General features: G+C 44.1%; 22 protein-coding genes and 1 riboswitch. Of the genes, 12 read left to right on the top strand and 10 right to left on the bottom strand.

From position 1 onward, the window contains the following. Position 1 precedes the first annotated feature (1 nt). The 3 genes from ACFSRY_RS20310 to ACFSRY_RS20300 all read right to left on the bottom strand — a co-directional run bounded on the left by ACFSRY_RS20310 (position 2) and on the right by ACFSRY_RS20300 (position 4256). Positions 2-2065 (bottom strand): GAF domain-containing SpoIIE family protein phosphatase, encoded by a 2064-nt coding sequence (locus tag ACFSRY_RS20310; protein ID WP_377512631.1) that lies wholly within the window; start codon positions 2063-2065, stop codon positions 2-4. 247 nt (positions 2066-2312) lie between these two features. Then, a complete protein-coding gene (guaB, locus tag ACFSRY_RS20305; protein ID WP_377512629.1) occupies positions 2313-3782 on the bottom strand; it encodes an IMP dehydrogenase in 1470 nt (489 codons plus the stop codon). Between the two features lie 156 nt (positions 3783-3938). After that, entirely contained in the window at positions 3939-4256 is a 318-nt protein-coding gene (locus ACFSRY_RS20300) for a rhodanese-like domain-containing protein (protein WP_377512626.1), read from the bottom strand. Between the two features lie 117 nt (positions 4257-4373). Here ACFSRY_RS20300 and pnuC point away from each other — a divergent pair, with 117 nt between their 5' ends. The 5 genes from pnuC (at position 4374) to ACFSRY_RS20275 (ending at position 7688) form a co-directional block, all read left to right on the top strand. After that, positions 4374-5006 carry a nicotinamide riboside transporter PnuC gene (pnuC, locus tag ACFSRY_RS20295; protein ID WP_377512623.1) on the top strand — a complete coding sequence of 211 codons (633 nt, stop codon included), beginning with the start codon at positions 4374-4376 and terminating at the stop codon, positions 5004-5006. A gap of 133 nt (positions 5007-5139) precedes the next feature. After that, complete coding sequence (locus ACFSRY_RS20290) at positions 5140-5316, top strand: hypothetical protein (protein ID WP_377512620.1); 177 nt, start codon at positions 5140-5142, stop codon at positions 5314-5316. Positions 5317-5872: 556 nt separating this feature from the next. Then, entirely contained in the window at positions 5873-6163 is a 291-nt protein-coding gene (locus tag ACFSRY_RS20285; RefSeq protein ID WP_377512617.1) for a T9SS type A sorting domain-containing protein, read from the top strand. Positions 6164-6274: 111 nt separating this feature from the next. Then, positions 6275-6796, top strand: a complete 522-nt coding sequence (locus ACFSRY_RS20280) for an AAA family ATPase (protein ID WP_377512614.1) — start codon at positions 6275-6277, stop codon at positions 6794-6796. Between the two features lie 16 nt (positions 6797-6812). Continuing rightward, complete coding sequence (locus ACFSRY_RS20275; protein ID WP_377512611.1) at positions 6813-7688, top strand: aldose 1-epimerase family protein; 876 nt, start codon at positions 6813-6815, stop codon at positions 7686-7688. A gap of 75 nt (positions 7689-7763) precedes the next feature. Here the strand turns inward: ACFSRY_RS20275 and ACFSRY_RS20270 are convergent, their stop codons facing one another. After that, positions 7764-8012 (bottom strand): hypothetical protein, encoded by a 249-nt coding sequence (locus ACFSRY_RS20270; protein ID WP_377512608.1) that lies wholly within the window; start codon positions 8010-8012, stop codon positions 7764-7766. A 228-nt stretch (positions 8013-8240) separates the two neighbouring features. Beyond that, positions 8241-8338: riboswitch (TPP riboswitch) on the top strand. 60 nt (positions 8339-8398) lie between these two features. Between ACFSRY_RS20270 and ACFSRY_RS20265 the strand changes: the two genes are divergently transcribed. From ACFSRY_RS20265 to ruvB, 3 genes are all read left to right on the top strand, one after another. Then, positions 8399-10873 (top strand): TonB-dependent receptor, encoded by a 2475-nt coding sequence (locus tag ACFSRY_RS20265; RefSeq protein WP_377512605.1) that lies wholly within the window; start codon positions 8399-8401, stop codon positions 10871-10873. Between the two features lie 137 nt (positions 10874-11010). Further along, positions 11011-12189: an acyl-CoA dehydrogenase family protein gene (locus ACFSRY_RS20260; protein WP_377512602.1), complete on the top strand. Its 1179-nt coding sequence runs from the start codon at positions 11011-11013 to the stop codon at positions 12187-12189. Positions 12190-12574: 385 nt separating this feature from the next. Further along, a complete protein-coding gene (ruvB, locus tag ACFSRY_RS20255; RefSeq protein WP_377512598.1) occupies positions 12575-13621 on the top strand; it encodes a Holliday junction branch migration DNA helicase RuvB in 1047 nt (348 codons plus the stop codon). Between the two features lie 60 nt (positions 13622-13681). Here the strand turns inward: ruvB and ACFSRY_RS20250 are convergent, their stop codons facing one another. After that, positions 13682-14125 carry a RidA family protein gene (locus tag ACFSRY_RS20250; protein WP_377512595.1) on the bottom strand — a complete coding sequence of 148 codons (444 nt, stop codon included), beginning with the start codon at positions 14123-14125 and terminating at the stop codon, positions 13682-13684. A gap of 304 nt (positions 14126-14429) precedes the next feature. Between ACFSRY_RS20250 and queG the strand changes: the two genes are divergently transcribed. Next, positions 14430-15374: a tRNA epoxyqueuosine(34) reductase QueG gene (queG, locus tag ACFSRY_RS20245; protein WP_377512592.1), complete on the top strand. Its 945-nt coding sequence runs from the start codon at positions 14430-14432 to the stop codon at positions 15372-15374. On the opposite strand, the gene ACFSRY_RS20240 is transcribed toward queG, so the two are convergent. The 3 genes from ACFSRY_RS20240 to ACFSRY_RS20230 form a co-directional block, all read right to left on the bottom strand. After that, the gene (locus ACFSRY_RS20240) at positions 15371-15571 is read right to left on the bottom strand and encodes a hypothetical protein (protein ID WP_377512589.1); all 201 of its coding nucleotides are present in this window, start codon (positions 15569-15571) and stop codon (positions 15371-15373) included. The two genes, queG and ACFSRY_RS20240, sit on opposite strands and share 4 nt — an antisense overlap. Positions 15572-15741: 170 nt before the next feature. Then, complete coding sequence (locus tag ACFSRY_RS20235) at positions 15742-16542, bottom strand: ferritin-like domain-containing protein (protein WP_377512586.1); 801 nt, start codon at positions 16540-16542, stop codon at positions 15742-15744. 15 nt (positions 16543-16557) lie between these two features. Then, complete coding sequence (locus ACFSRY_RS20230; protein WP_377512583.1) at positions 16558-17280, bottom strand: ferritin-like domain-containing protein; 723 nt, start codon at positions 17278-17280, stop codon at positions 16558-16560. Positions 17281-17743: 463 nt separating this feature from the next. On the opposite strand from ACFSRY_RS20230, the gene ACFSRY_RS20225 reads away from it, so the two are divergent. Further along, on the top strand, positions 17744-19183 hold the full coding sequence (locus ACFSRY_RS20225; protein ID WP_377512580.1) for a BatD family protein: 1440 nt from the start codon (positions 17744-17746) through the stop codon (positions 19181-19183). Between the two features lie 3 nt (positions 19184-19186). Next, positions 19187-20266: a chorismate synthase gene (gene aroC, locus ACFSRY_RS20220; RefSeq protein WP_377512577.1), complete on the top strand. Its 1080-nt coding sequence runs from the start codon at positions 19187-19189 to the stop codon at positions 20264-20266. Between the two features lie 32 nt (positions 20267-20298). Here aroC and ACFSRY_RS20215 read toward each other — a convergent pair whose 3' ends face one another. Both ACFSRY_RS20215 and ACFSRY_RS20210 read right to left on the bottom strand, forming a co-directional pair. Next, positions 20299-20910 (bottom strand): carboxypeptidase-like regulatory domain-containing protein, encoded by a 612-nt coding sequence (locus ACFSRY_RS20215; protein WP_377512573.1) that lies wholly within the window; start codon positions 20908-20910, stop codon positions 20299-20301. A 184-nt stretch (positions 20911-21094) separates the two neighbouring features. After that, the gene (locus ACFSRY_RS20210) at positions 21095-22483 is read right to left on the bottom strand and encodes a sodium:proton antiporter (RefSeq protein ID WP_377512570.1); all 1389 of its coding nucleotides are present in this window, start codon (positions 22481-22483) and stop codon (positions 21095-21097) included. Positions 22484-22698: 215 nt separating this feature from the next. Here ACFSRY_RS20210 and ACFSRY_RS20205 point away from each other — a divergent pair, with 215 nt between their 5' ends. Further along, on the top strand, positions 22699-23310 hold the full coding sequence (locus ACFSRY_RS20205) for a NifU family protein (RefSeq protein WP_377512567.1): 612 nt from the start codon (positions 22699-22701) through the stop codon (positions 23308-23310). Positions 23311-23381 lie beyond the last annotated feature (71 nt).

Here is a 23381-nt window from a genome sequence, read left to right as displayed (position 1 = left end):
TTTAGTCGTTTGTTTGAAGAGGTTTAAATTTTATAACAAGCAACGTTTGGTCATCATACAAGTTTTCCGGACCGGTAAAGTCTTCCACATCGTTTATAATAGCGCATTTAATATCTTCTGCTTCCAGGTGGTACGTTTGTGTCAGCATATATTTCAACCGCTCCTCACCATACTCATCGTTTGCAGGGCTCCGTGCTTCTACAATACCATCGGTGTAAATAACCATAACATCTCCCGGATTATAATCATAATACATCTCGCGCACATGGTTATTGTAGCTCTTATCACGAATAATGCCAAGTCCTAATCCTTCTGTCTGAAAATAGAACACATCATCCATCATGGAGTTGTAATACAAGGTATGGCAGTGTCCGGCGCGGGCAAAAACAAAACCTTGCATTCTGTAATCAATGATGTATAGCGAAGAAGTAATGAAAGAGGTTTTCTCAATGCACCGGCTCAACGCGCTGTTTGCTTGTTTCATAAACTCACTCGGTGGCATATCCTGCTGCATCAGGCCATGAAAAATGCCTTTCATTTGCGCCATATGGAAAGCCGCAGAAATTCCCTTTCCCGATACATCACCAATAATAATAGCAATCCGGGACTCACTTAGCTGCAGGAAGTCATAGAAGTCTCCTCCTACCTCCCGCGCTGCTACAGCATGTGTTGCTACTTCAAACCAGCTATCGGTAGGAAAGGTTTTAGGTATCAAACTTTCCTGTACCTGCGTCGCAATTTTAAGCTCCTCTTTATATCGTTCGTTATGGAGCGACTCACTTACAAGTCGTAAGTTTTCAATAGTAAGAATTGTCTGGCTCGTAAAGGTGCGGAGTACGTTCACCGTTTCACGGTCAAAGCCTTGCTCTATATCCTTTAAAAGGTAAAGGACTCCGAAAATATGCTTCTTGGATTTGATCGGGAGTATGATCAGTGACTTCCAGGGTAAGGTAAGATCACGAAATCCAGGATTCCGATCCAGGTTGTTGTTAATGTAGTCTATGTTCTGGATGTTGTAAGCCAGCAACAGGTGCCTAATCCGGGTAATCTGCTCCGCATTGATGCTGAGCAAGTGTGTAACCTGGGGCTCGCTATTTCTTATTAACTCAAACCATGCTGCACTGGCATCCGATGCCTTGATAGTGCTCCCGAATAGCATATCATATACCTGCACTTCGCTTTGCCCTTGCTGGATAGACTGGCTTAGTCGCTGGAAGTTAAGCAGGTCTTCGCTTTTCTGCTCAAACACGCTGGAGGTAGGTAGGCTAAACAACGAAACCAGGAAAGCAGCACAGGTATATAGCCCCACAAAGAGCATGGCCAACAACAGGAAGCCTACGTTTGTATAATCTATTACCAGCTCCGGACTATCTGCCATCTGGTAGAAAAAGCGGGTAAAGATATAGCAGCTCAGTAGTATAGCACCTAACAATACTAAAGACCTGCTCTTGTTGTTAAATGAGAGATAAGCTACCCATTTAAGGTTTGTGCACAGAAACAGAATGTAAAAAGTTAACAACGCCAGAAGCGGCAGAAATATATAGCTGGTGTAGTTAAAGTTGAGCAGTGTGAGCAGCAAAGTTCCAAATACAAGTAACTCAAACCAATCCCAGGCAATCTGCAGAAACTTATTCTTATGGTAGAGCAATAACTGCCGCCAGATATAAAATGCTTTTGCCAGAAAGACAACCAGTAAGCCAAAGTTTATCTGGTAAACAAAGTGCAGTAAAAGCGGCGAATCTATATTGGAATAGCTTGTGGCAAGCCTGTAGCCCAGAAACAGGGCAACGCTCACATAAGCGGCGACGCCGGCTTTTGAAAAGAGGTTCCAGAGGTAGCTGATAAAGTCTATTCCTTTTAAATTTTCAGCACTAATGCGCTGGAACAGGAAAACAGACACAATGAAAACAATGATCAGGATGTTGTTGATATAAGGCAGGACCAGCCTGGAAGACTCTGGCTCCTCCATAGCCTCTGCCGTGAGCAAAACATTCAGCAACAGCAAAGCCCAGCTGATTAAAGCCGTGGTGATAAACAAAGATTTTGCGTTTGTTTTGTAAAGCATAAAACGGAAAACCGAGTTTAGTTTTTGCTGTAGAATAGTTTGGATGTTCTGAAAGTTTTACAGATGAAAGGTAAGAATTTTTTTTGCTCTTCAATCAAGACGTTAAAAGATGTTTGCAAAACAACATGCATAACGTAAAAAAATAGCGCTAGGTTAATATTTAAATACTGTCATAGGTAAAATAAAGGCACCACTGCTATCTATGGTAAGTAGCAGTGGTGCCCTGAATGCTCTTCAATCAGAATGCTTAGCGGCTATAGTTAGGGGCTTCCCTCATGATCTGCACATCATGCGGATGACTTTCACGTAGTCCTGCTCCTGTGATTTTCACCATCTTAGCACCCTGCAGGTTTTCAATCTTTGGTGTTCCACAGTAACCCATGCCTGCTCTGATGCCACCTACAAGCTGGTATATAACCTCATTTACAAAGCCTTTGTATGGTACGCGGCCCACGATACCTTCCGGCACCAGTTTTTTTGAGTCTTTTTCATTGCCCTGGAAGTAACGATCCTTGGAACCATCTTCCATTGCCTCCACAGAACCCATGCCACGGTACGTTTTAAACTTACGTCCTTCGTAAATAATCATCTCACCCGGAGCTTCTTCGGTACCTGCCAGAATGGAGCCAACCATTACTGTGCTTGCTCCGCCCGCTAATGCCTTCACGATATCGCCCGAGAACTTGATACCACCATCAGCAATTACAGGTACACCAGTACCTATCAGGCCCCTTGCGGCTTCCATAACAGCAGAGAGTTGCGGCACACCTATACCTGCGATAACGCGTGTCGTACAAATGCTGCCCGGGCCAACACCCACCTTAACAGCATCGGCTCCAGCTTCGGCAAGTGCCTTAGCTCCTTCAGCAGTAGCAATATTGCCTGCAATCAGATCCAATGCCGGAAAAGCATCTTTTATTCTGCGAACTGCTTCCAGCACACCTTTGGAATGACCATGAGCTGTATCTACGCTTATTACGTCAACGCCAGCATCTACCAATGCTTTTACACGGTCTAGCACATCCGGAGTAACTCCTACTGCAGCGCCTACCCTTAGGCGGCCAAACTCATCTTTGCAAGCATAGGGTCTGTCCTTTTTCTTTAGAATATCTTTATAAGTGATTAGACCGGCCAACTTACCTTCTTCATCTATCACAGGTAGCTTCTCTATCTTATACTCCTGCAGAATATCTTCTGCTTTTGCTAAGTCAGTACCTTTTTTTGCAGTGATCAGGTTATCGCTGGTCATCACTTCAGAAACTTTTCGGGTAAGGTCCTTCTGGAAACGAAGGTCCCGGTTTGTGATAATGCCAGTTAGTTTGCCCGCATCATCTACAATTGGAATCCCGCCAATCTTGTTATCTGTCATGATCTGAACGGCATCGCCTAATGTAGCATCCTGGTTCAGCGTAATAGGGTCGAGGATCATGCCACTTTCCGAACGCTTTACCTTTCGCACCTGCTGTGCCTGCTTCTTGATCGACATGTTCTTGTGAATAATGCCAAGACCGCCTTCCTGAGCCATCGCAATAGCAAGATCTGCTTCTGTAACGGTGTCCATGGCGGCCGATACAAGCGGAATGTTTATGCGAATATTGCGCGTAAGCTGTGAAGAAGTGTCGGTTTGATGGGGGAGTACCTCGGAGTAAGCCGGGAGAAGAAGCACATCATCGTATGTGAGCGCCTCAAATAAAATGCTTGACTGTTCAGAGAGCATGGCAAATAAATTAGGGGTTGTTATTTGCCGCGTAAAACTACGAAAATTAATTGAGATTATAATGCAAGAGGTTTGAGAAAAATATATTTTAATGTTGTAACGGAGAGTTGCTATCCCGGATAAGAGGGCAGTTGAACCAGTAGAAAATAATAAAAACTAATACGTGGCCATGTCCGGATCTACCTGCGTTGCCCAGGCATGGATACCACCTTTCAGGTTTAATAAGTTCTCGAACCCGAGGCGTTGCGTCAGGTAATTGATGGCCTGTGCGCTTCTGAAACCATGGTGGCAAATAACTACTACAGGTATGTCGCGGCGTATGCGGTTGGCCTGCTTTGGAAGCTCTCCCAACGGAATCAGTTCTCCTCCTAAATTGCATATTTGGAACTCCGATGGCTCACGCACGTCCACCAGTTGTATTTTATTATTATGTGCCAGGCGCTCCTTAAGCTCTACTGCTGTTATCTCGTCCATACTTCTGCTTTGCCAAATTGCCTTAATTATAGCGTATGTTTGACCTTTATGTTTTCATTTACAAACTTAGCAACGATTTGCAATTTCGATAGCGTTTACACTTTTTTAGTTTATCTGATGGAAGTTTCTAACATTGTTAACAATGTAATTGAGGCGTGGCACGCGATGAGCCTGATTGAATTAATCGGAGTACTCACCGGGATAGCGGGCGTGTGGCTGGCAGCAAGGCAGAACATCTGGACATGGCCTGTCAGTTTAGTAAGTGTAGCTATGTATGTGGTCGTCTTTTACGATGCCCGCCTTTATGCAGACATGGGTTTAAATGCTTTTTATGTGGTAACCAGCTTTTATGGCTGGTATGTATGGCTCTATGGCGGCAAGGGACATACGGAGCGGAAGGTTAGCCGGGTGAGTTCAAAAGAGCTGACAGTTTTGCTTCTCCTGGGCCTTGTCTTTACCCTGAGCCTGGGCTATTTCCTGGAGAATTATACGGATGCTGATCTATCTTATACCGACTCTGCTACAACAGCAATCAGCTTGATTGGCTATTGGATGATGGCTAAAAAGCAACTGGAGAACTGGCTGGTGTGGTTGGTGGTGGATGTATTGTATGTTGGTGTTTATCTTTATAAGGAGCTTTACCTAACGAGTGGTCTGTTTTTCATCTTTTTAATACTGTCTGTAAAAGGGTATCTGGAGTGGAAACAGGAACTGGAAGTGCAGCCTGCCAGAGGAGTACAGGCGAATTAGTTTATTTTGTCCTACTTATACTGCTGATAGGTATAATCCGGCTGCAGGGGCGTTGCGTACATGTAGGTAAGCTTAAAAAGTTTAAGCACCCTGAGTTCGAGGGAAGTATGCGTAACGTTTAACTGTGAAGGAAATGAAGCAAAAGAAGTTACTATTACCCGAAGAATTAAAATATGCCAACCGCTTAAAGTGGGGCTACGAGTCACCGGACGAAACACCTAAAAGAATGTCTTTGAGGCAGTATGGTGACAAGAAAGAAAAAGAGGTAGAGGTTTATAATTTCTATGACTACAGCTTTTCAGAAAACTAAGTAACAGGTTTTATAAAATATTGTACCTATTTGATTTTTATTTAGCTGCATAACACTTCCGTTCCCTCTCTTATTTACCCTCTTTACTTTTAATTTTTGTAAAAATTATCCAACAGCAGGTAGCTTTCGTTACAAACAATAAGCTACCTGCTGTTTTTGTTGCCTTAGTGTGTAACAAGCTTAAAATTAGTAGCTTCCACCCCATAATTACATAAAATGTATGTAATTGAATTTACGCTAAAGTCCGTCAAACCCTTGACTGGCTGTTGGATGATACACGCGAAGTAGAATAGATTATATTATATTAATTGCACCCTATAAGACACATGCACACAATTAAAAATAGGTGTGCGACGCCACTAGCACTGTTGTAGCTCTGATTTACCCCCTCAAGAGCTAAAATTTCAACGATAGCTAAAATATAGCAATATGATAAAATCTGCTTTCTCAAAAAGGCAGACTGTACTTCTTTTTGTCTGTTTGAACAGCCTCCTTAATCTTAAAAAGGCGGCTTATAGCCTGGCCCTTTCAGAGCTTTTGTAGAATCAATAGCGGTATGATAGTCAGACAATTTTCATATATACAGAGCAAAGACATCGCTGTCTACCCGGTTCCTTTCTCAGAAAGAGCTACAGTAGAGTTTAAAATAGCTAACTCTGAGAAATATGACATCAACCTGTATGACATGAAAGGCACTTTAGTCAAGCAACTGAAGTCGGGAGTAGGTAAAGCCGGTGAACTGCAGCAGATAGAAGTAGACAGACAGAAGTTGCCGGAAGGTATGTACATAGTGCGCGTTGTGACCAGAGATGGAGCCAAAACAGTGAAGCTGCTGAAGAAAAAGTAATAAGCAGTAAGGAGGCTGTTTAAAAGGCGGGGTGCCGGGAGCTTGCTCTCTGGCACCCCGTTATTTTTAGCATATGCCAAACTGCTCTCATTTTTTCGCGACCTTTGTTAAATGCTTAAAGTCGCTATCACAGGACCAGAATCCACAGGTAAATCTACTTTGTCTGAGCAGCTGGCTTCACACTACAATACAGTTTGGGTGCCGGAGTATGCCCGGAGCTATGTCGGTAATTTAGAGAAGCCTTACACGCTACAGGATATTGAAGCAATTGCTGCAGGGCAACTGGAGCTGGAGCAGAAGCTGGAGAAGGAGGCGAACCAGGTGCTGTTTGCAGACACCGACATGCTGGTGCTGAAGATTTGGAGCGAACATGCCTTTGGCCACTGCCCCACATGGATACAGGAAAAACTTGAGCAGCAAAACTACAACCTTTGCCTGTTGATGGGCGTTGATTTGCCGTGGGAGCCTGATCCACAGCGGGAGCACCCTCACCTGCGAACTTTCTTCTATGAGTGGTACAAAAAGGAGCTCCAGGCATTAGGTGTTCCCTTCGTAGAAGTATCAGGGCAGCAGGAGGAACGGTTAAAACAGGCCAAAAACATAGTGGATAAGCTTCTCAATAAAAATCTCTAATCAGTAAATACAGGATATGCTACACTTCCTAGAGAATGATAACTACAAAGTAGGCATTGAAAGCCGTGGTGCAGAACTACAGCATTTTATCAAAAAGGATGAAAACCTGGAGTTCATCTGGGTTGCGGATCCTGCTATCTGGCCAAACCATGCGCCTAATCTGTTTCCCATTGTAGGTGAGTTGCCACGTCAGCAGTATACCTTTGAGGGTGAAACATACCACATGAAGCGGCACGGCTTTGCCCGTACCAGGGAGTTTGAGGTAGTAGATGAGCATCACGATAAACTGGTATTCGAACTAAAGTATGACGAAGAGACCCTTCGGCAGTATCCGTTTAAGTTCAGGTTGATGATTGCATACAAGCTGGAAGGAAACAGGCTGGATGTGAGTTATCTGGTACGCAATGAAGATGATAAGGCCATATGGTTTTCTGTTGGAGGACATCCGGGTTTTAATGTGCCACTTTACCTGAACGAGCAGTATACTGATTATTTTATTGAATTTAAAGAAGAGGAGACTCTCCGGCGCTATCTGCTTAACGAGGATGGTTTACTGACTGGAGAAACAGAGCCAGTGCTGGATAAAAGCCCCATATTGCCACTCCATCACGATTATTTTAATAAGGATGCACTGGTTTTCAAAAACCTGAGTTCTGATAGATTAGTACTAGCCAGTCGTGTAAGCCCGCGGCGGGTAGAGTTGATTTTCGAGGGGTTTCCATATTTGGGTATCTGGGCTAAGCCAGGGCCTTCGCCTTTTGTTTGTATAGAGCCTTGGTGCGGCATTGCCAGCAGTGTGGGAGATTCAGGAGAGTTAAAGGAGAAAGAGGGGATAAATGAATTAAGGCCAGAACAGGCATTTGAGCGTACGTTTACAATAGCTGTTCATTAAATTTAACCTGCTTAAAAGGAGAAGGGCCCAGTACGAGATTCGTACTGGGCCCTTCTCCTTTTAAGCAGGTTAAAATCATTGCAAAGAAGGTTCAGGAAACTTAGGTACTTTAATATTCCTGAAGTCATACTTTGGTTCAAAATCATTTATCGGTAAAGAAATACCGGGTGGTAGGTCCAAATCTGGCAGATCATCTCCTAGCGGTTCGCCTCCATCATCGTCGCTATCTGTAGATGGCGGACGATTAAACTTCTTACGAGGAGCGAAAGCGTAATAAGCTAATATCGTCAGGAGTGCCATGGTATACAAAATGCTGATCATCATCACGGTTCTATCTTATTCTAATTAATTTCTTCAGCGGACTTCTGCACTGTAAATCAAAGAAATGTGAGCGTGCAGGTTAGAAAGTCCATCTACTGTTTTCAACGTACATTTTAAGTAAGGGGTTATTGCATTTTATGAAAAATAACATGCTACTAACCAGCAAGTAGTATACGTTGGCCATTTGCTTGCGGCTGCCCTTTTGATATAACAGAAAACCCTCTTACCTTTGCCACAGTTTAGGGGTGCCTTATAATAACGGGCTGAGATCATACCCATTGAACCTGATCCGGGTAATGCCGGCGAAGGGAAAAACGCGGGAAACAAAATCAACAGGATGCTAACCCCTGGCATATCTGTATGTTTCATCTTTTTATCATCACCATTTAATGAAAAATTTTTTGTTAGCACTGGCAGTTTTTGTGTTGCCATTGCAGTTGCTTGCACAGTATAAACTGAGCGGGCGTGTGTCTGATGTTGTCACAGGTAAAGCGTTGGTGGGAGCCAATGTAGTTCTGGAGAGCACCAGCACAGGAGTTTCTACCGAACAGAACGGTGCCTTCCAGTTCCAGAGCCTGCCAGCAGGCAGCTATACTTTAAAAGTAAGTTACCTGGGATTCGAGCAGAAGAAAGTAAATGTAAACTTACAGCAGGATGAGTATGTGCAGGTAGCCCTGCGCCCACAGGCACTGCAGGCAAGTGAGGTTGTGGTACAGGCTACTCGTGCCGATGAGAGAACAGGCACTACATTCACGAACGTTAGCAAAGAGGAAATTGAAGATCGGAATTTCGGTCAGGATTTGCCCTATCTACTGGAGCAGGTGCCATCGGTGGTGGTAAACTCTGATGCCGGTGCAGGTGTGGGGTATACCGGAATCCGCATCCGTGGCTCCGATATTACCCGCATCAACGTTACGGTAAATGGTATTCCTATCAATGATTCTGAGAGCCATGGCACCTTCTTTGTGAATATGCCGGACTTTGCCTCTTCGGTGCAGGACATTCAGGTACAGCGCGGGGTGGGAACATCAACCAATGGAGCAGGTGCTTTCGGGGCAAGTATAAATATCCAGACGCAGCAGGTACGTCGTGAGGCCTATGCCGAAACGGATCACAGCTATGGATCTTTTGATACCTGGAAGAACAATGTTCGGTTTGGCACTGGTCTGATCAATGGTAAGTTTGCTTTTGATGGTCGATTATCCCGCATCACGTCAGATGGCTATATTGACCGTGCCTCTTCAGATCTGAAATCGCTGTATTTCTCGGGAGGTTATTTCGGTGAAAGAACATCGGTGAAATTCATTACCTTCTCGGGACAGGAAAAAACATACCAGGCCTGGTATGGCACTCCGGAGGCACTCGTGTATGGCAATGCAGCAGACCTGCAGGATTACATTGACCGTAACTGGATTGAGGGGGCTGATAAAGAGAACCTCCTGACTTCCGGTCGCAGGTACAACTACTATACCTACGACAACGAAACAGACAATTATCAGCAGGATCATTACCAGTTACACTTGTCACACGACTTCCTGCCTGGTCTTACTTTTTCCGGAGCTTTGCACTACACCTATGGTAGAGGTTATTATGAGCAATTTAAAGCTGACGATAAACTATCCAGGTATGGTTTGCCAAATGTGGTAATAGGTGGTGTGGAGATCAAGAGATCCGATATTATCCGCCGCCGCTGGTTAGACAACGATTTTTATGGTGCTACTTATGCGTTGCAGTATCGCCCAGGCAGCCGCTTTAACGCAACACTCGGTGGTGCCTGGAACAGGTACGACGGCCGTCATTTTGGTGAAGTTATCTGGGCACGTTTTGCCTCTACTTCGGATATCCGCGAGAAGTACTACGACAATGATGCCGTTAAGACTGACTTCAACGTTTTTGCAAAGGCCTCCTATGGCTTAACAGACAAATTAAGCGTGTTTGGAGATATACAGGTGCGAAAGATCAATTATGCTTTTGAAGGTTTTGACAATGACCTGGAGAATATGGAGCAGGATGTTGATTATAACTTCTTCAATCCTAAAGCGGGAGTAACGTATCAGTTGCAGCCAGAGCACCAACTATATGCTTCTTATGCCATCGGTAACAGAGAGCCTGTGCGTAAAGACTTTACAGAGTCGACTCCAAACAGCCGTCCAAAGCATGAAACGCTGCGCAATGTTGAAGCTGGTTACAGAGGTTTGATTGGTCTGGCGGAGCTTGCAGGCAGATCTCTTACTGCTGACCTGGAAATAAATTACTTCTACATGGATTATAAGAATCAGTTAGTGGTAACTGGCCAGATAAACGATGTGGGTGCCTACACCAGAACCAATATTGATGACAGCTATCGCCAGGGCATTGAACTGGCCGGTGCTCTAAGGCTTGGTACTGTAGCTACGTTAAGCTCAAATATTGCCTACAGCCAGAACAAAATTGAGAACTTCAACGAGTTTATTGATGATTATGACACAGGAGAGCAAGCTGTTAACAAGTACAATGAAACAACTATTGCGTTCTCACCGGATTTTGTATCAACAAGTCAGCTGGAAGTAGGGTTGATGAAGGGGCTAAAAGCAGCGTTTATTTACAAAACAGTCAGCAAGCAATACTTGGATAACACGGAAAATGAGAGCCGGATTATACCAGCTTACCAGGTAGGAGACCTGCGGCTGAGCTATAACATTGGCTTTAAGAATATCTTGAAAGAGCTGGAGTTAGGCTTACTGGTTAATAACGTGTTCAGTGAGAAATATGCAGCTAATGGGTATACCTTCAGCTACATAGCAGGTGGAGGGCAGGTTACAGAGAACTTTTATTATCCGCAGGCATTGCGCAGTTATCTGTTGTCTGTCGGGCTTAAATTTTAAAACAACAACTAACTGACATTTATCTCAAAGAGCTCTGCCAACTGGCGGAGCTTTTTGTTTTTAACGTATACATGTGGTGATCTTACCGAAAATTTTAACTTTGCGTATTACCCTCTCAAAAACCTTAAAACAAAACTATGGCTTACGAATCATCAGGAGCGCCTGATTACTATAACATCGATGATTTATTAACAGAAGAACACCTGCTTATTCGCCAGACCATGCGCGATTTTGTGAAGCGTGAGATATCGCCTAACATTGAGCAGTGGGCACAGGAGGCACATTTTCCCTCTGAAATTGTAAAGAAGTTTGGTGATGTGGGCGCTTTTGGTCCCACTATACCGACAGAGTACGGTGGGGGTGGCCTTGACTACATCAGCTACGGCATTATTATGCAGGAAATTGAGCGTGGTGACTCCGGTATGCGCTCTACAGCCTCTGTGCAGGGCTCTTTGGTAATGTACCCGATCTATAAGTATGGCTCTGAAGAGCAACGTAAGAAGTACCTGCCCAAGTTGGCAAGCGGGGAGTGGTTAGGCTGTTTCGGGCTTACAGAGCCAGATTTTGGGTCCAATCCGGGCGGTATGGTTACGAACATCAAAGACATGGGTGACCATTACCTGCTCAATGGCTCTAAGATTTGGATTTCCAATTCTCCGGAGTGCCAGGTGGCTGTGGTGTGGGCTAAGAACGAAGAGGGCCGCATTAAAGGCCTGATCGTGGAGCGCGGGATGGAAGGTTTTTCTACGCCGGAAATTCACAACAAGTGGAGCCTCCGGGCCAGTACTACAGGAGAGTTGGTCTTTGATAATGTAAAGGTGCCAAAAGAGAACCTGCTGCCGAACGTAGAAGGCTTGCGTGGTCCACTGGGCTGTCTCGACTCCGCCCGCTACGGTATTTCCTGGGGTGCCATAGGCGCTGCGATAGATTGTTATGAGTCAGCGAGGAAGTACAGCATGGAGCGCATTCAGTTTGACAAGCCAATTGGTGCTTTCCAGCTGACGCAGAAGAAGCTGGCCGAAATGCTGACAGATATTACAAAAGCGCAGCTGCTTGCCTGGCGCCTCGGTACACTCATGAACGAGGGTAAAGCTAATACGCAGCAGATTTCTATGGCCAAGCGCAATAATGTAGACATGGCCCTGCGCATCGCTAGAGAAGCACGCCAGATTCATGGTGGTATGGGTATTACAGGCGAGTATCCTATCATGCGCCATATGATGAACCTTGAGTCTGTGATCACCTATGAAGGTACCCATGATATTCACCTGCTGATAACAGGTGCAGATATCACGGGTATTTCCGCGTTTAAGTAAGAGTTTAATTTTGAATAGAGTACAAAGAAAGGCAGCTACGGGAGTGGCTGCCTTTCTTTATATGAATCAGGATTGGCAGGACCAGAAGATAGGCAAGATGGTTCTCAAAAAAGGTTTGAATCTAAAGTAGAGTTTTCATGTGAAGCAGCCGCTTTTGTATATTATAAGCTATAAGTAATGTGTTAACTTAAGGTGTTGATCCTGAAATATGTTATCCTGCAAATCCTGAACCAAACAAATGCTAATTATATTAGATTTATGGTGAATAACTATAAAATAATTAGCAAAAATGAGTAAATTCGTCTGTTGAAATGGAGCAAAAGAATAGCCGAAACTGTTACCTTTAGGAGTAGCGAAAGCTCATTTGTGAAGAAGAATTAAATTTATGAGAGAAGATTATCTCACCGGCGAAAAGGAGAATATGACGCCGGCCGATCGTGACATAGACAAGGCCCTCCGCCCTCTCAGTTTCCGTGACTTTACCGGTCAGGATAAGGTGGTGGAGAACCTGAAGATTTTTGTGCTGGCTGCCAAGCGCCGTGGCGAGGCATTAGACCACGTGCTGCTGCATGGCCCTCCGGGTTTGGGTAAAACTACTCTGTCGCACATTATCGCCTCAGAGCTGGATTCAGGTATAAAAATGACCTCAGGTCCGGTGCTGGACAAGCCGAGCGATCTGGCAGGCCTGCTCACAAACCTGGAGGCGAACGATGTACTGTTCATCGATGAGATCCATCGCCTGAACCCGATTGTGGAGGAGTACCTGTACTCAGCCATGGAGGATTACAAGATTGACATCATGCTAGACTCTGGCCCTAACGCCCGCTCTGTGCAGATCAGTCTGAATCCGTTTACGCTGATAGGTGCTACTACGCGCTCTGGTTTGCTTACGGCGCCGCTGCGTGCCCGCTTTAGCATCAACTCCCGCTTAGAGTATTACGATGCAGCGCTCCTGACATCAATCGTGAAGCGCTCCTCTTTTTTACTGGGTGCGCCTATACACGAAGATGCTGCTTTTGAGATTGCACGTCGTAGCCGGGGTACACCACGAATCGCGAATAACCTGCTGCGCCGTACCCGCGATTTCGCGCAGGTAAAAGGAGATGGCACCATAACGGTAGATATTGCTAAGTTCGCCCTGAATGCGCTGGATGTAGACCAGAACGGTCTTGATGACATGGACATTAGAATCCTGTCCACTATCATTGATAAGTTTAAAGGAGGTCCGGTAGGAATAACAACGATCGCTACCGCTTGTGGTGAAGAGGCAGAGACAATTGAAGAAGTGTATGAGCCATTCCTGATCCAGGAGGGATACATAATGCGAACTTCCCGAGGCCGTGAGGCGACAGAAGCAGCTTACCGCCATTTAGGTAAGATACCACCGCAGAAGGTTGCTACAGGAGGTTTGTTTGATCAGTCTGAATCGTAATTAATATCTGTTTGTGTTTAAGTGTAAGGAGCAGGCAATCGCCTGCTCCTTCTTTTCTGCCTATTCCTTTACGAATTCTACAATCAATGCTACCTCCAGTACCGACTCCGGGTCAAAAAGCCTTGTAATCTCTACCATAGTAGAAGCAGGGGTATGGGTGCCGTAGTACTTCTTTCGAATGTCGCGATTCCGGATAACAGCCTCAATATCTTTGGTGTAGACATTCTCCTTCACTACGTGTGTGAAGTTTAAATTGTACTTCTTCAGCGTAAGTTGCAGCACTTTATACACATGTTCCATCGCTTTGTCCATGTCACCATTGCCTACAGTGCCGGAAATGAATAGGAGATTTCCGCTTCGGTAGGCCTGAGCATAGTTCCATTCCTGCTCACCCTCCGGATTCATGTGCAGGATCTTTCCGTTCTCCCGAAACTGTCCCTGCGCTTGCGCATGACAGGCAACACTGAAGCAAATTACAATAAATAAGAAAAAAGACTTCTTCATAGTTTTATAGTGGTTTAGGTTGTTAAATAATCATGTGTCTGGGCCTCTTAAATTGCAGGCACATGCGCTTCTGTAATTCCAACTGTATGCCAGGTTTAATAAAAGGCGAATGGAAGGAGCTGAATAGGTTTTTTTGAAGGCACAGCAATATAAGCGTCTAAAAATGGACACATTCATGTCCGTAAATGTACAGCAGGAGAGGGCGAGGCTTGAAGTATAGTTAGAGTATTCTTAATTAGAAAGCGGATTAATTTTCACTTACTTTTGTTCCCTCTAAAGTATAAACATCGGCACCAAGTATAAATTGAGCAAAGAGAAGCATACATATCTGATCAAGCAGAAGGCTAAGGAGTTAGGCTTTATGTACTGCGGTATCTCCAAAGCAGATTTTCTGGAGGAGGAAGCCCCAAGGCTGGAGCGCTGGCTTAACCAGAACATGCACGGGCAGATGCACTACATGGAGAACCACTTTGATAAGCGCCTGGACCCACGACTGCTCGTAGATGGGGCCAAATCTGTTGTGTCGTTGCTGCTGAACTATTACCCGGAGAAGGAGAACCAACAGCAGGAGGAGGATACGTACAAAATTTCTAAGTATGCTTATGGTACCGACTATCACTTTGTGATAAAAGACAAGCTGAAAACGCTGCTGAATTACATCAACGAAGAGATAGGGGAGGTAGGCGGCCGCTGCTTTGTAGATTCTGCCCCGGTGCTGGATAAAGCTTGGGCCAAGAAAAGCGGATTAGGTTGGGTCGGTAAAAACAGCAATCTTATTACTCCACAGGTGGGCAGCTTTTACTTCATCGCCGAACTTATCATTGACCTGGAACTGGAGTATGACGGGCCTATTAAAGACTATTGTGGTTCCTGCACGCGCTGCCTCGATGCCTGCCCCACAGGTGCTATTATTGAGCCTTATGTGGTGGATGGGAGCAAGTGTATCTCTTATTTTACCATCGAGCTAAAGGACCAATTGCCCAGCGAGGTGCATGGCAAATTTGGTAATTGGGTTTTTGGCTGTGATATCTGCCAGGACGTGTGCCCATGGAACCGCTTCAGTAAAGCACATAATGAGCCTGCCTTTGCGCCACATCCACAGCTAAAGGAGCTTAAGTCCCGCGATTGGCAGGAACTGACGCATGAAGTTTTTTCACAACTGTTCAAGAAGTCGGCTGTGAAGCGCACCGGGTATAACGGCCTGATGCGCAACATCCGCTTTATTCAGGAAAATTCAGATAATCATTAAGCAACAACGCTAGGGGATTTTTTGAAAACCTTGTTAAGAATGAGCAGGTACATACCTGAGAATTGTTCGTAGCACCATTGTTTTAGATGCTGTATTTCTTCTTTTACTAAAACCTTAAAAGCTTTTCTAAGCTCTTTTTCAAACAACATCTTGTCGAAGCTAACCTTCAACAGAATAGTCTTGATGTATTCCAACATTTGTGTAGGCAGAAAGTTTGTTATCTGCTTTAAGTTACGGAATAAGGTATAAAAGGTGACATGGTCTCGTTATATTTATACTTAGTAAAACAAAAAGTATAGAACTTGTTGTAATAGTATAAAACAAAAGAGCCCTAACACTGGGGCTCTTTTGTCAAAATGATCAGTGCCTAAGCAATAAATAAACTGGCGATTTGATTAACTGTAGCCATATCGAGTGGCTCATCAAACGCTTCAGTAACATTCTCAGTAGATATGCCTGATACTTGTGGCACATTTATGCCCAACTGTACTACTTCAGCTTCTCCCTGATAAACTGGTTCAGCCGCAGCAGGTATCATTTCTCCCTCTGGGCCTCCTGTGATCCATCCACTCAAGCCACGAATTCTACGGACAATTGCAGCATGGCGTGCTTCTACAGAGTGAATCTGCAGCGCTGCGGTTAAAATGGTAGGATTGCCTGCAAGTTTTGCAGCCTGCCCTTTATAAGCACGCACACCGGTATCTTCAAAGGCCTGTGATAGTGTCAGGAATGTTTGAGCATTAGTGTTCCAGTCTGGAAACGCACCGTTGGCAGAAAAATCAAAGTTCGGCTCATCTACCGGGGTACCTCCAAGGCTTCTGATTGCTGCTTGTAAAAAGTTTACGTGTGCCAGCTCATTGTCGCGTACTTCCGTAAAAAACTCCCTGTTATCACCTAAGTTCAACGCTGAGTTACCTAATGCCTGGTTATAAAAGTTGTATTCCAAGTACTCTAACGTAAGAGCATAATTCAATATTTCTAAAACATTATTTGTAGACTGCCCATAGGCTTTCTTAAACACGCTACCAAAAGCTAGTGGCACAGCTGCAATTGCTACTTTTTTTCCAAAGCTCCCGAAACCACTCATAGCAGCACGGCGAGAAGCCAGGCGATCGTACACTTCCGGATCTGCCTTCTCAATATCTTTTATAATCTTAAATATATTCATGTCTGATCCTCCTGCTTATTGTGGTAAATTGCTAAAATCTATTACTGTCTCAATAAAAGGCGCAGCAGCAGCCAGTACATCTGCCGGCATCAAAGCACGATCTAAGCCATCGTCATCAATAAACTCTTCGCCGTAGCGTCCGTTACCTGCTATAAGATCATCTATAGCGGCGGCATGACGAGCCTCTACAGATACAATTTTACCAGCCAGCAGCAGATAATCCAGACCAACTCCTGAGTCAGTAAGCAATTTGCCCGCGCCGTTGTAAGCTGCAACACCTAAGTTCTCAAAGGTTTTAGCGGTTTGCAAAACGCTGCTCTTGTCATTGAAGTTTATAGAACTGAAATCTACTTCCAGGGCAGGTATGGCGTTAGAGCCAAGTGCTGTTTTGAAGAATTCACGATGAGCAATCTCATGTGCCTTCAGGTCCATCATTACCTGCATTTCGTTAGCAGATAGTACACTGCCTGAACGGGCTACTACCTCTGTATAAAAAGCTGCCTCTAACTGTTCCAGCGCGTAGGCATAGTTAAGAATTCCGATATCTCCAGAACCTAGGTTAACTGCACCTACAGGTGGATCTACATCATCGTCATCATCGCAAGAGGTAGTTAGCACTAGTGTTGTAGCGGCGGCTGTGGCGCCGGCGTACCTGAAAAAGTTGCGCCTCTGCATCGGGCTGGTGAGTGCTTTCATCAGCCCGCCCCCATTCTCTTCAGGCTTGGTTACTTTTGTCATAATTTTACTTTTAGTAGATAAAATACTTTAAACACTTCTTCCGCACTTTAATAGCAGGTGCTTGTGCAGGATTCGGGAAGTATGTTAACTTACGAGCCATTTTCAAGATCGGATTTGTACTGTTTTTGCTCAGCTTAAATGTTGTAACTTTCTTCTGGTATGTATAAAGAAACTTATATATAGCTTTGGAATAACTGTAAATGTTGCTTTTTACTGTTTTAAAGCACTTTTGAAGGGGCAGACCTTAAGGTTTGTATATTTGATTAAAGCTATGTAAAGGGAATAGTTAAACAGAAATATGACTACTAATACTTTTAAAGTTTATATTTTGAGTGTGTGTCTTATGCAGGTAAGGCATTGTTTATGAGGATAAATGCCAGCTGTTTTACTTAAGCTATTGAGGTATTTTTAACTAAATTTGTAAATAGATGTTCTTGCTCCTGTTTTGCAGGAGCTGCCTTATATGCGTTTTCTGATCCGAAATATTCTTTTTTGCCTTTTACTTTCTGTCCCAGCCTGGGCTCAGCAGGTAAGTATCGAGCTTGGGAAAAGTCCTCTGCCTATAAACCAGTACTATACTATTTCAATTAGACTACAGGATCAGCAGTTGAAAGAATACACCCCTTTCCCCGAAATAGAAGGCTTTAAAAAGAGCTCAAAGTTTTCATCGGAGAAAACAATTACGGTGGGTGGTAATACAAATATTATCAGGACCTATACTCAAAATTATGCTGCGCTGGAAGAGGGGGACTATGTACTAAAACCTTTTACTATGAAGGTGAACGGGCAAACGGTGCAATCAGAAGGAATGACGATAAAGGTGACACCTATGCAGGCAAATGCTCAGCAAGTTCCTAACCTGCCCGATCTGGTAACCCCGGAAGAAGATGCTCCTGCCGCTGAAGAGCAGCCGGAATTTATAGATAAAGATGATAATGCTTTCCTTACCTTGTACACCAGTAAAAAAAAGGTTTTTGTTGGTGAAGGAGTTACAGTAGCCTTATACTTCTATTTAGCCGAGGAAGATCAGCGCCTGCTCGAATTTTATGACTTTGCAAATCAGATGACAGGTATACTTCGTCAGGTAAAGCAACCTAATGCCTGGGAAGAAACTTTCGACTTTACCGAAATTACCCCAGAGAATGTAACAGTGCGTGGCGAACCATACCTGCGTTTCAGATTATATGAAGCGGTGCTATACCCCATAAATCTTCAGGCGCTTACGTTCCCGCAGTTACAACTGAAGATGCTTAAGTTTAAAATTGCAAAGAATCCAAACTTGTTAGCTGAGGATAGGCAGGAAGGTTATAAGGTATTCTATTCCAGGGAGAAAACAGTTGAGGTAGAAGAGTTGCCTCCACATCCGTTGCGTAATGTTGTTCCCGTTGGTAACTATAGGTTACGCGAAAGCCTATCAAAAAAACAAGTGCCTGTAAACAAGAGCTTCAACTACATGTTTGAAGTAGAAGGTGAAGGGAATCTGGCTGCTATCGTAGCTCCCTCGCCGACACCACCTCCCGCACTTGAATTCTACCCTCCTGATGTGCGGCAAGATGTAACAAGGGGAGCTGGTAAGGTATTGGGGGCTAAGACTTTTTCTTATACTGTGTTGCCCCGTGAGCCAGGAGAGTACGGTTTAAGTAAAGCTTTTGAATGGATATATTTTAATCCAACCACTGCTGCCTACGATACATTGAGGCCAGTGTTAAAGGTTCAAATTACTGGCGCCAGTGACAGTGATGCAATGGTTTTATCCAGAGACTTAGGGACCTTTTACAATATCATTGAAAATGAAGACAACACACTGGTAAGTCTGCACTTTTTTGAAAGTATTAAACGCTATACCAACATCATTCTGCTGCTGCTGCTGGCAGTATCAGCCTTTGTGTTCCTAAAGAAATAGTACATGAGCAATTCATACGGAAAGCTTTTCCGGATAACAACATTCGGAGAATCCCATGGCCCGGCTGTGGGGGTAATAATAGACGGATGCCCTGCCGGACTTGAAATCACTGTTGAAGATATACAGCATGCTTTAGATCGCCGCCGTCCGGGGCAGTCTGATATCACTACTCCAAGAAAGGAAGAAGATAAGGTGAATATTCTTTCCGGGATTTTTGAGGGTAAGACAACAGGTACCCCTATAACACTTGTTGTTAATAATAAAGATCAGCATAGCCATGATTACAGCCATATCGAGCATGCTTTCCGTCCGTCTCATGCCGATTATACATATACTGCCAAGTATGGCACCCGTGATTACCGTGGAGGAGGAAGGAGTTCGGCCCGCGAAACCGTTGCCCGGGTAGCTGCAGGTGCTCTCGCCTCTAAGCTGTTGCAGAAATATGGTATCACCGTAAACGCGTATGTATCACAAGTAGGCAAAGTGAAGCTGCGAAAGCACTATTCAAAACTTGACTTTTCTAAAATTGACTCTAACAAGGTGCGTTGCCCGGATGGTAAGATAGCAGCCCGAATGATAGGGGTTGTAGAGGAAGCACGTGATAACCTAGATACTGTAGGAGGGGTTGTGAGTTGTGTAGTGAAAGGTGTACCTGCCGGTTTGGGGGAGCCTGTATTTGATAAGCTTCATGCAGAGTTAGGCAAGGCAATGCTAAGCATTAATGCAGTAAAAGGGTTTGAGTACGGCAGTGGGTTTGAAGGTGTGAGCATGCACGGCTCTGAGCATAACGACCAGTTTTATACGGATGAAGACGGCAACGTGAGAACGCGCACAAACTTTTCAGGAGGTATACAAGGTGGTATCAGTAACGGACAGGATATATATTTTAATGTTGCTTTCAAACCCGTTGCAACTATCCTGCAGTCTCAGCAAACTATAAATGATGCAGGTGAGGAAATTACTTTAAGAGGAAAAGGTCGTCACGACCCTTGTGTTCTTCCCCGTGCTGTACCCATTGTGGATGCCATGGCTGCATTGGTGCTGGCAGATTTCCTGATGCGGCAACAGGCAAGCAAGGTATAGCGAAAATAATCTTCCTTATATTCAATCATATATTATCTTTTGCCTCGCCGGATCGGGATAGACAGGAATTTTACATCGCTAGGCACCATGTAACGGCCTTGCTGCTGGCGCATTTGTTGCTGAATTCCGTATCCTGCGTTTTTTGTGCCGTCCATAGGGTAAGTTGGGGTGCCAAATCTCCTTATCAACTGCTCTATGTCTGATTCTTCCTTTGCTTGCTCAGGAAGTCTGACTCTTGCTATTGCTTCTCTAAGGTCCCGCTCCGTAGCCCAGGGCATGACATCTACTGTCGGAAGCTCATTCTTCTTTTCTTCTAAGATGATATGAGTGGAATAACTGTAAGCGCTTAACTTTTCAGGGATCAATAGATGTCTTTTTCCGAAACCTAGTGCTGCAACCACAACACTATCACCTGGTAATACAGGCATCGAGAAAAAACCCTGCTCATTAGTTACTGTGCCTCTTTGTGAGTTCGGTACATAAACCACAACACCGGTCAACCCTTCTAAGCTATCTTGGGCTGTTACAATACCTGAAAATTGAATAATATTTTGCTGTTGCTGCGCCATTGCAGGGGTTATAAATAATATCCAGAGTGTAGCTATAGTCCAAAAGAGTGTTATCCATAGGAAGCGTCTTTTCATAGTATAGTAGTAAGAGCGCAAGTTCTGTACGAATGCCTAAACATAAGTAAATGTTAATATCTGCATATGAGGTTAACGAGCTGTTGCACCACTTATTTCAGGCAGTGTGAAAGTAACTGCCGGAAAGTAAAAGAGCCGCTCCATTTTATGAAGCGGCTCTTTCAAGTATTTATTTGTATATCAATTAGAACAATCGCAGGTGCACTACAAGGTACCAGATTAATATTAGTGCTGGAAGCAGGAACGGAATAGAATAACGTACAATGTAAGCAAAGAAAGAAGGCATTTTTATGCCTGCACTTTCTGCAATTGCCTTCACCATAAAGTTAGGACCGTTACCAATGTATGTAAATGCTCCAAAAAGTACGGCTGCCAGTGAGATGGCCTCCAGTAGTACCAAGGTTGTAGGATCTGCACCAGTGCCTGTCGCAAACTGTCTTACCTCTACCACGCTGTTCTGAGCCATATCATACTTTGCCATTGCCAGCGATAGGAAGTTAGCATAAGTTGGTGCGTTATCTAAGAAGCCCGACAGTGAACCAGTTGCCCAGTAAAGAAAGTTTGGCGTGATGTACTGTGCAAACTGAGGAGATGAAGCTATCTCAGCGGAAAGCTGCAATGCCGGCATCATCGTAAAGAAGATACCGAAGAAAAGAAATACTACTTCCAGAATAGGATGGAAGTTAAACTGGTTACCTGCCAGTGCTGTTTTACTTGAAAAACGATAGCAGGCAAAAGCTGCAGATAGCTGTATAATCTCACGGATAAAGGAGAATTTGTTACCATCATAAGCTATGTGTGGCAAACCATCAATCACATTAGGATCCAAAAAGATTGCTCCGATTATGATGGCCAACCAAAAGAGGTTGCGTTTACCACTAACGTAGAACTCAGTTCTTGCTTTATTTTTAGCAACTACCTCAGGGCGTGGTGTGAACTCAGTCTCTTTGTTGCGGCTATCAATCAGGAAGAAGATAAGGCAAAGAAGCGTAACGGCCAGAACCCAAGGGGTGAACAAGTGCTGAAGCGTCCAGAAAAAAGGCACACCTTTTAAGAAACCGATAAACAATGGAGGGTCTCCTAGTGGTGTAAGTAAACCACCCGCATTACTTACAATAAAAATGAAGAATACAATCTGGTACGGCTTTATACGGTGAACATTAAGACGTATAAAAGGACGTATCAGAAGTAAGGAGGCTCCCGTAGTACCCACTAAGTTTGCCAGCACAGCGCCAACGGCAACCAGGGCCACATTCATTGCTGGAGTGGCATTCGCATTTATATTGATGTAAATACCTCCGGCTGCTATGTAAAGGGAGCTAAGAAGTATGGCAAATGATGCATATTCAAAGAACGTGTGCACTGGCATGTGGTAATCACCAAGTGCAAAAATGTAGTAGCCCAATACTGTTAAGCCAAGAGTTACAGCTATAGTTTTATAGTTGTGTTCCCAAAAATGTCCGAAAAATATAGGACCAGCGGCAATCATGCCTATCAGAAACAGGAAGGGAATAATCAGGAATCCAGGTGCGGCATGTTGAGATTGCACCAGCAGGATAAAATTGTTTAGCATGAGTAGATTTGTGCGGTATATTCAGATCGAAAATTTACTTGCAGCACAAAGATACATTTTATAGCCAAATTTGCTAGCTAAAACAGGGTGTATGGCGGTTTAATGTATGTACATTAAGCTGCTCCTGCTGCTTAGGTTTACTTCGTCGGAAATAATGCCTAATTTTGGAAACTTTAAGACAATCGTTCTAGTTTTAAATTTAAACAAGACAATACATGACAGAAAATAAAGAAAAGATGGTTTCGGTTTATGCTGAGGCGAACCCAAACCCTGAATCAATGAAATTTGTAATGAACCAGCAGTTGCTGCCGGATGGCCAGAGCGTAGATTATCCTAATCTGGAAAGCGCAATGGAATCGCCACTGGCACAGGAGCTGTTCAACTTTGACTATGTTTCCCGTGTGTTCATTGCAAGTAATTTTGTAACTATAACAAAAAACTCTGATCTGGAGTGGGTAAAACTTATTCCAGAGCTTCGCACTTTTCTGAAGTCTTATGTAGAGGCAGGTGGACCAATTTTTAATGAAGGCTTTTCTGCTAAAAAAGTAGAGGTGTCTGAATTAAATGGTGAGACATCAGCAGAAGATGCAGAGATATCTAAAAAAGTGATAGACCTGCTGGATAATTACGTGCGCCCGGCTGTAGAACAGGATGGAGGTAATATTACATTCAAGTCTTATAACGATGGTGTTGTAACCGTGCACCTGCAAGGATCTTGTAGTGGCTGCCCATCTGCTACGGTAACTCTTAAAGCAGGTATTGAGAACCTGCTGAAGCGCATGGTGCCTGAAGTGAAAGAAGTAGTAGCTGACGGTGTAACTGTATAAGGAAACCATAGTTTTATAAAAGCGAAAGCCAGCTCCTGTTGAGCTGGCTTTCGCTTTTATAGTATTACAAC

Source organism: Pontibacter locisalis (assembly GCF_042684605.1).
GTDB lineage: Bacteria > Bacteroidota > Bacteroidia > Cytophagales > Hymenobacteraceae > Pontibacter > Pontibacter locisalis.
The sequence above is the reverse complement of the archived record's forward strand: the minus strand, read 5'-3'. Positions and strand labels throughout refer to the sequence as shown.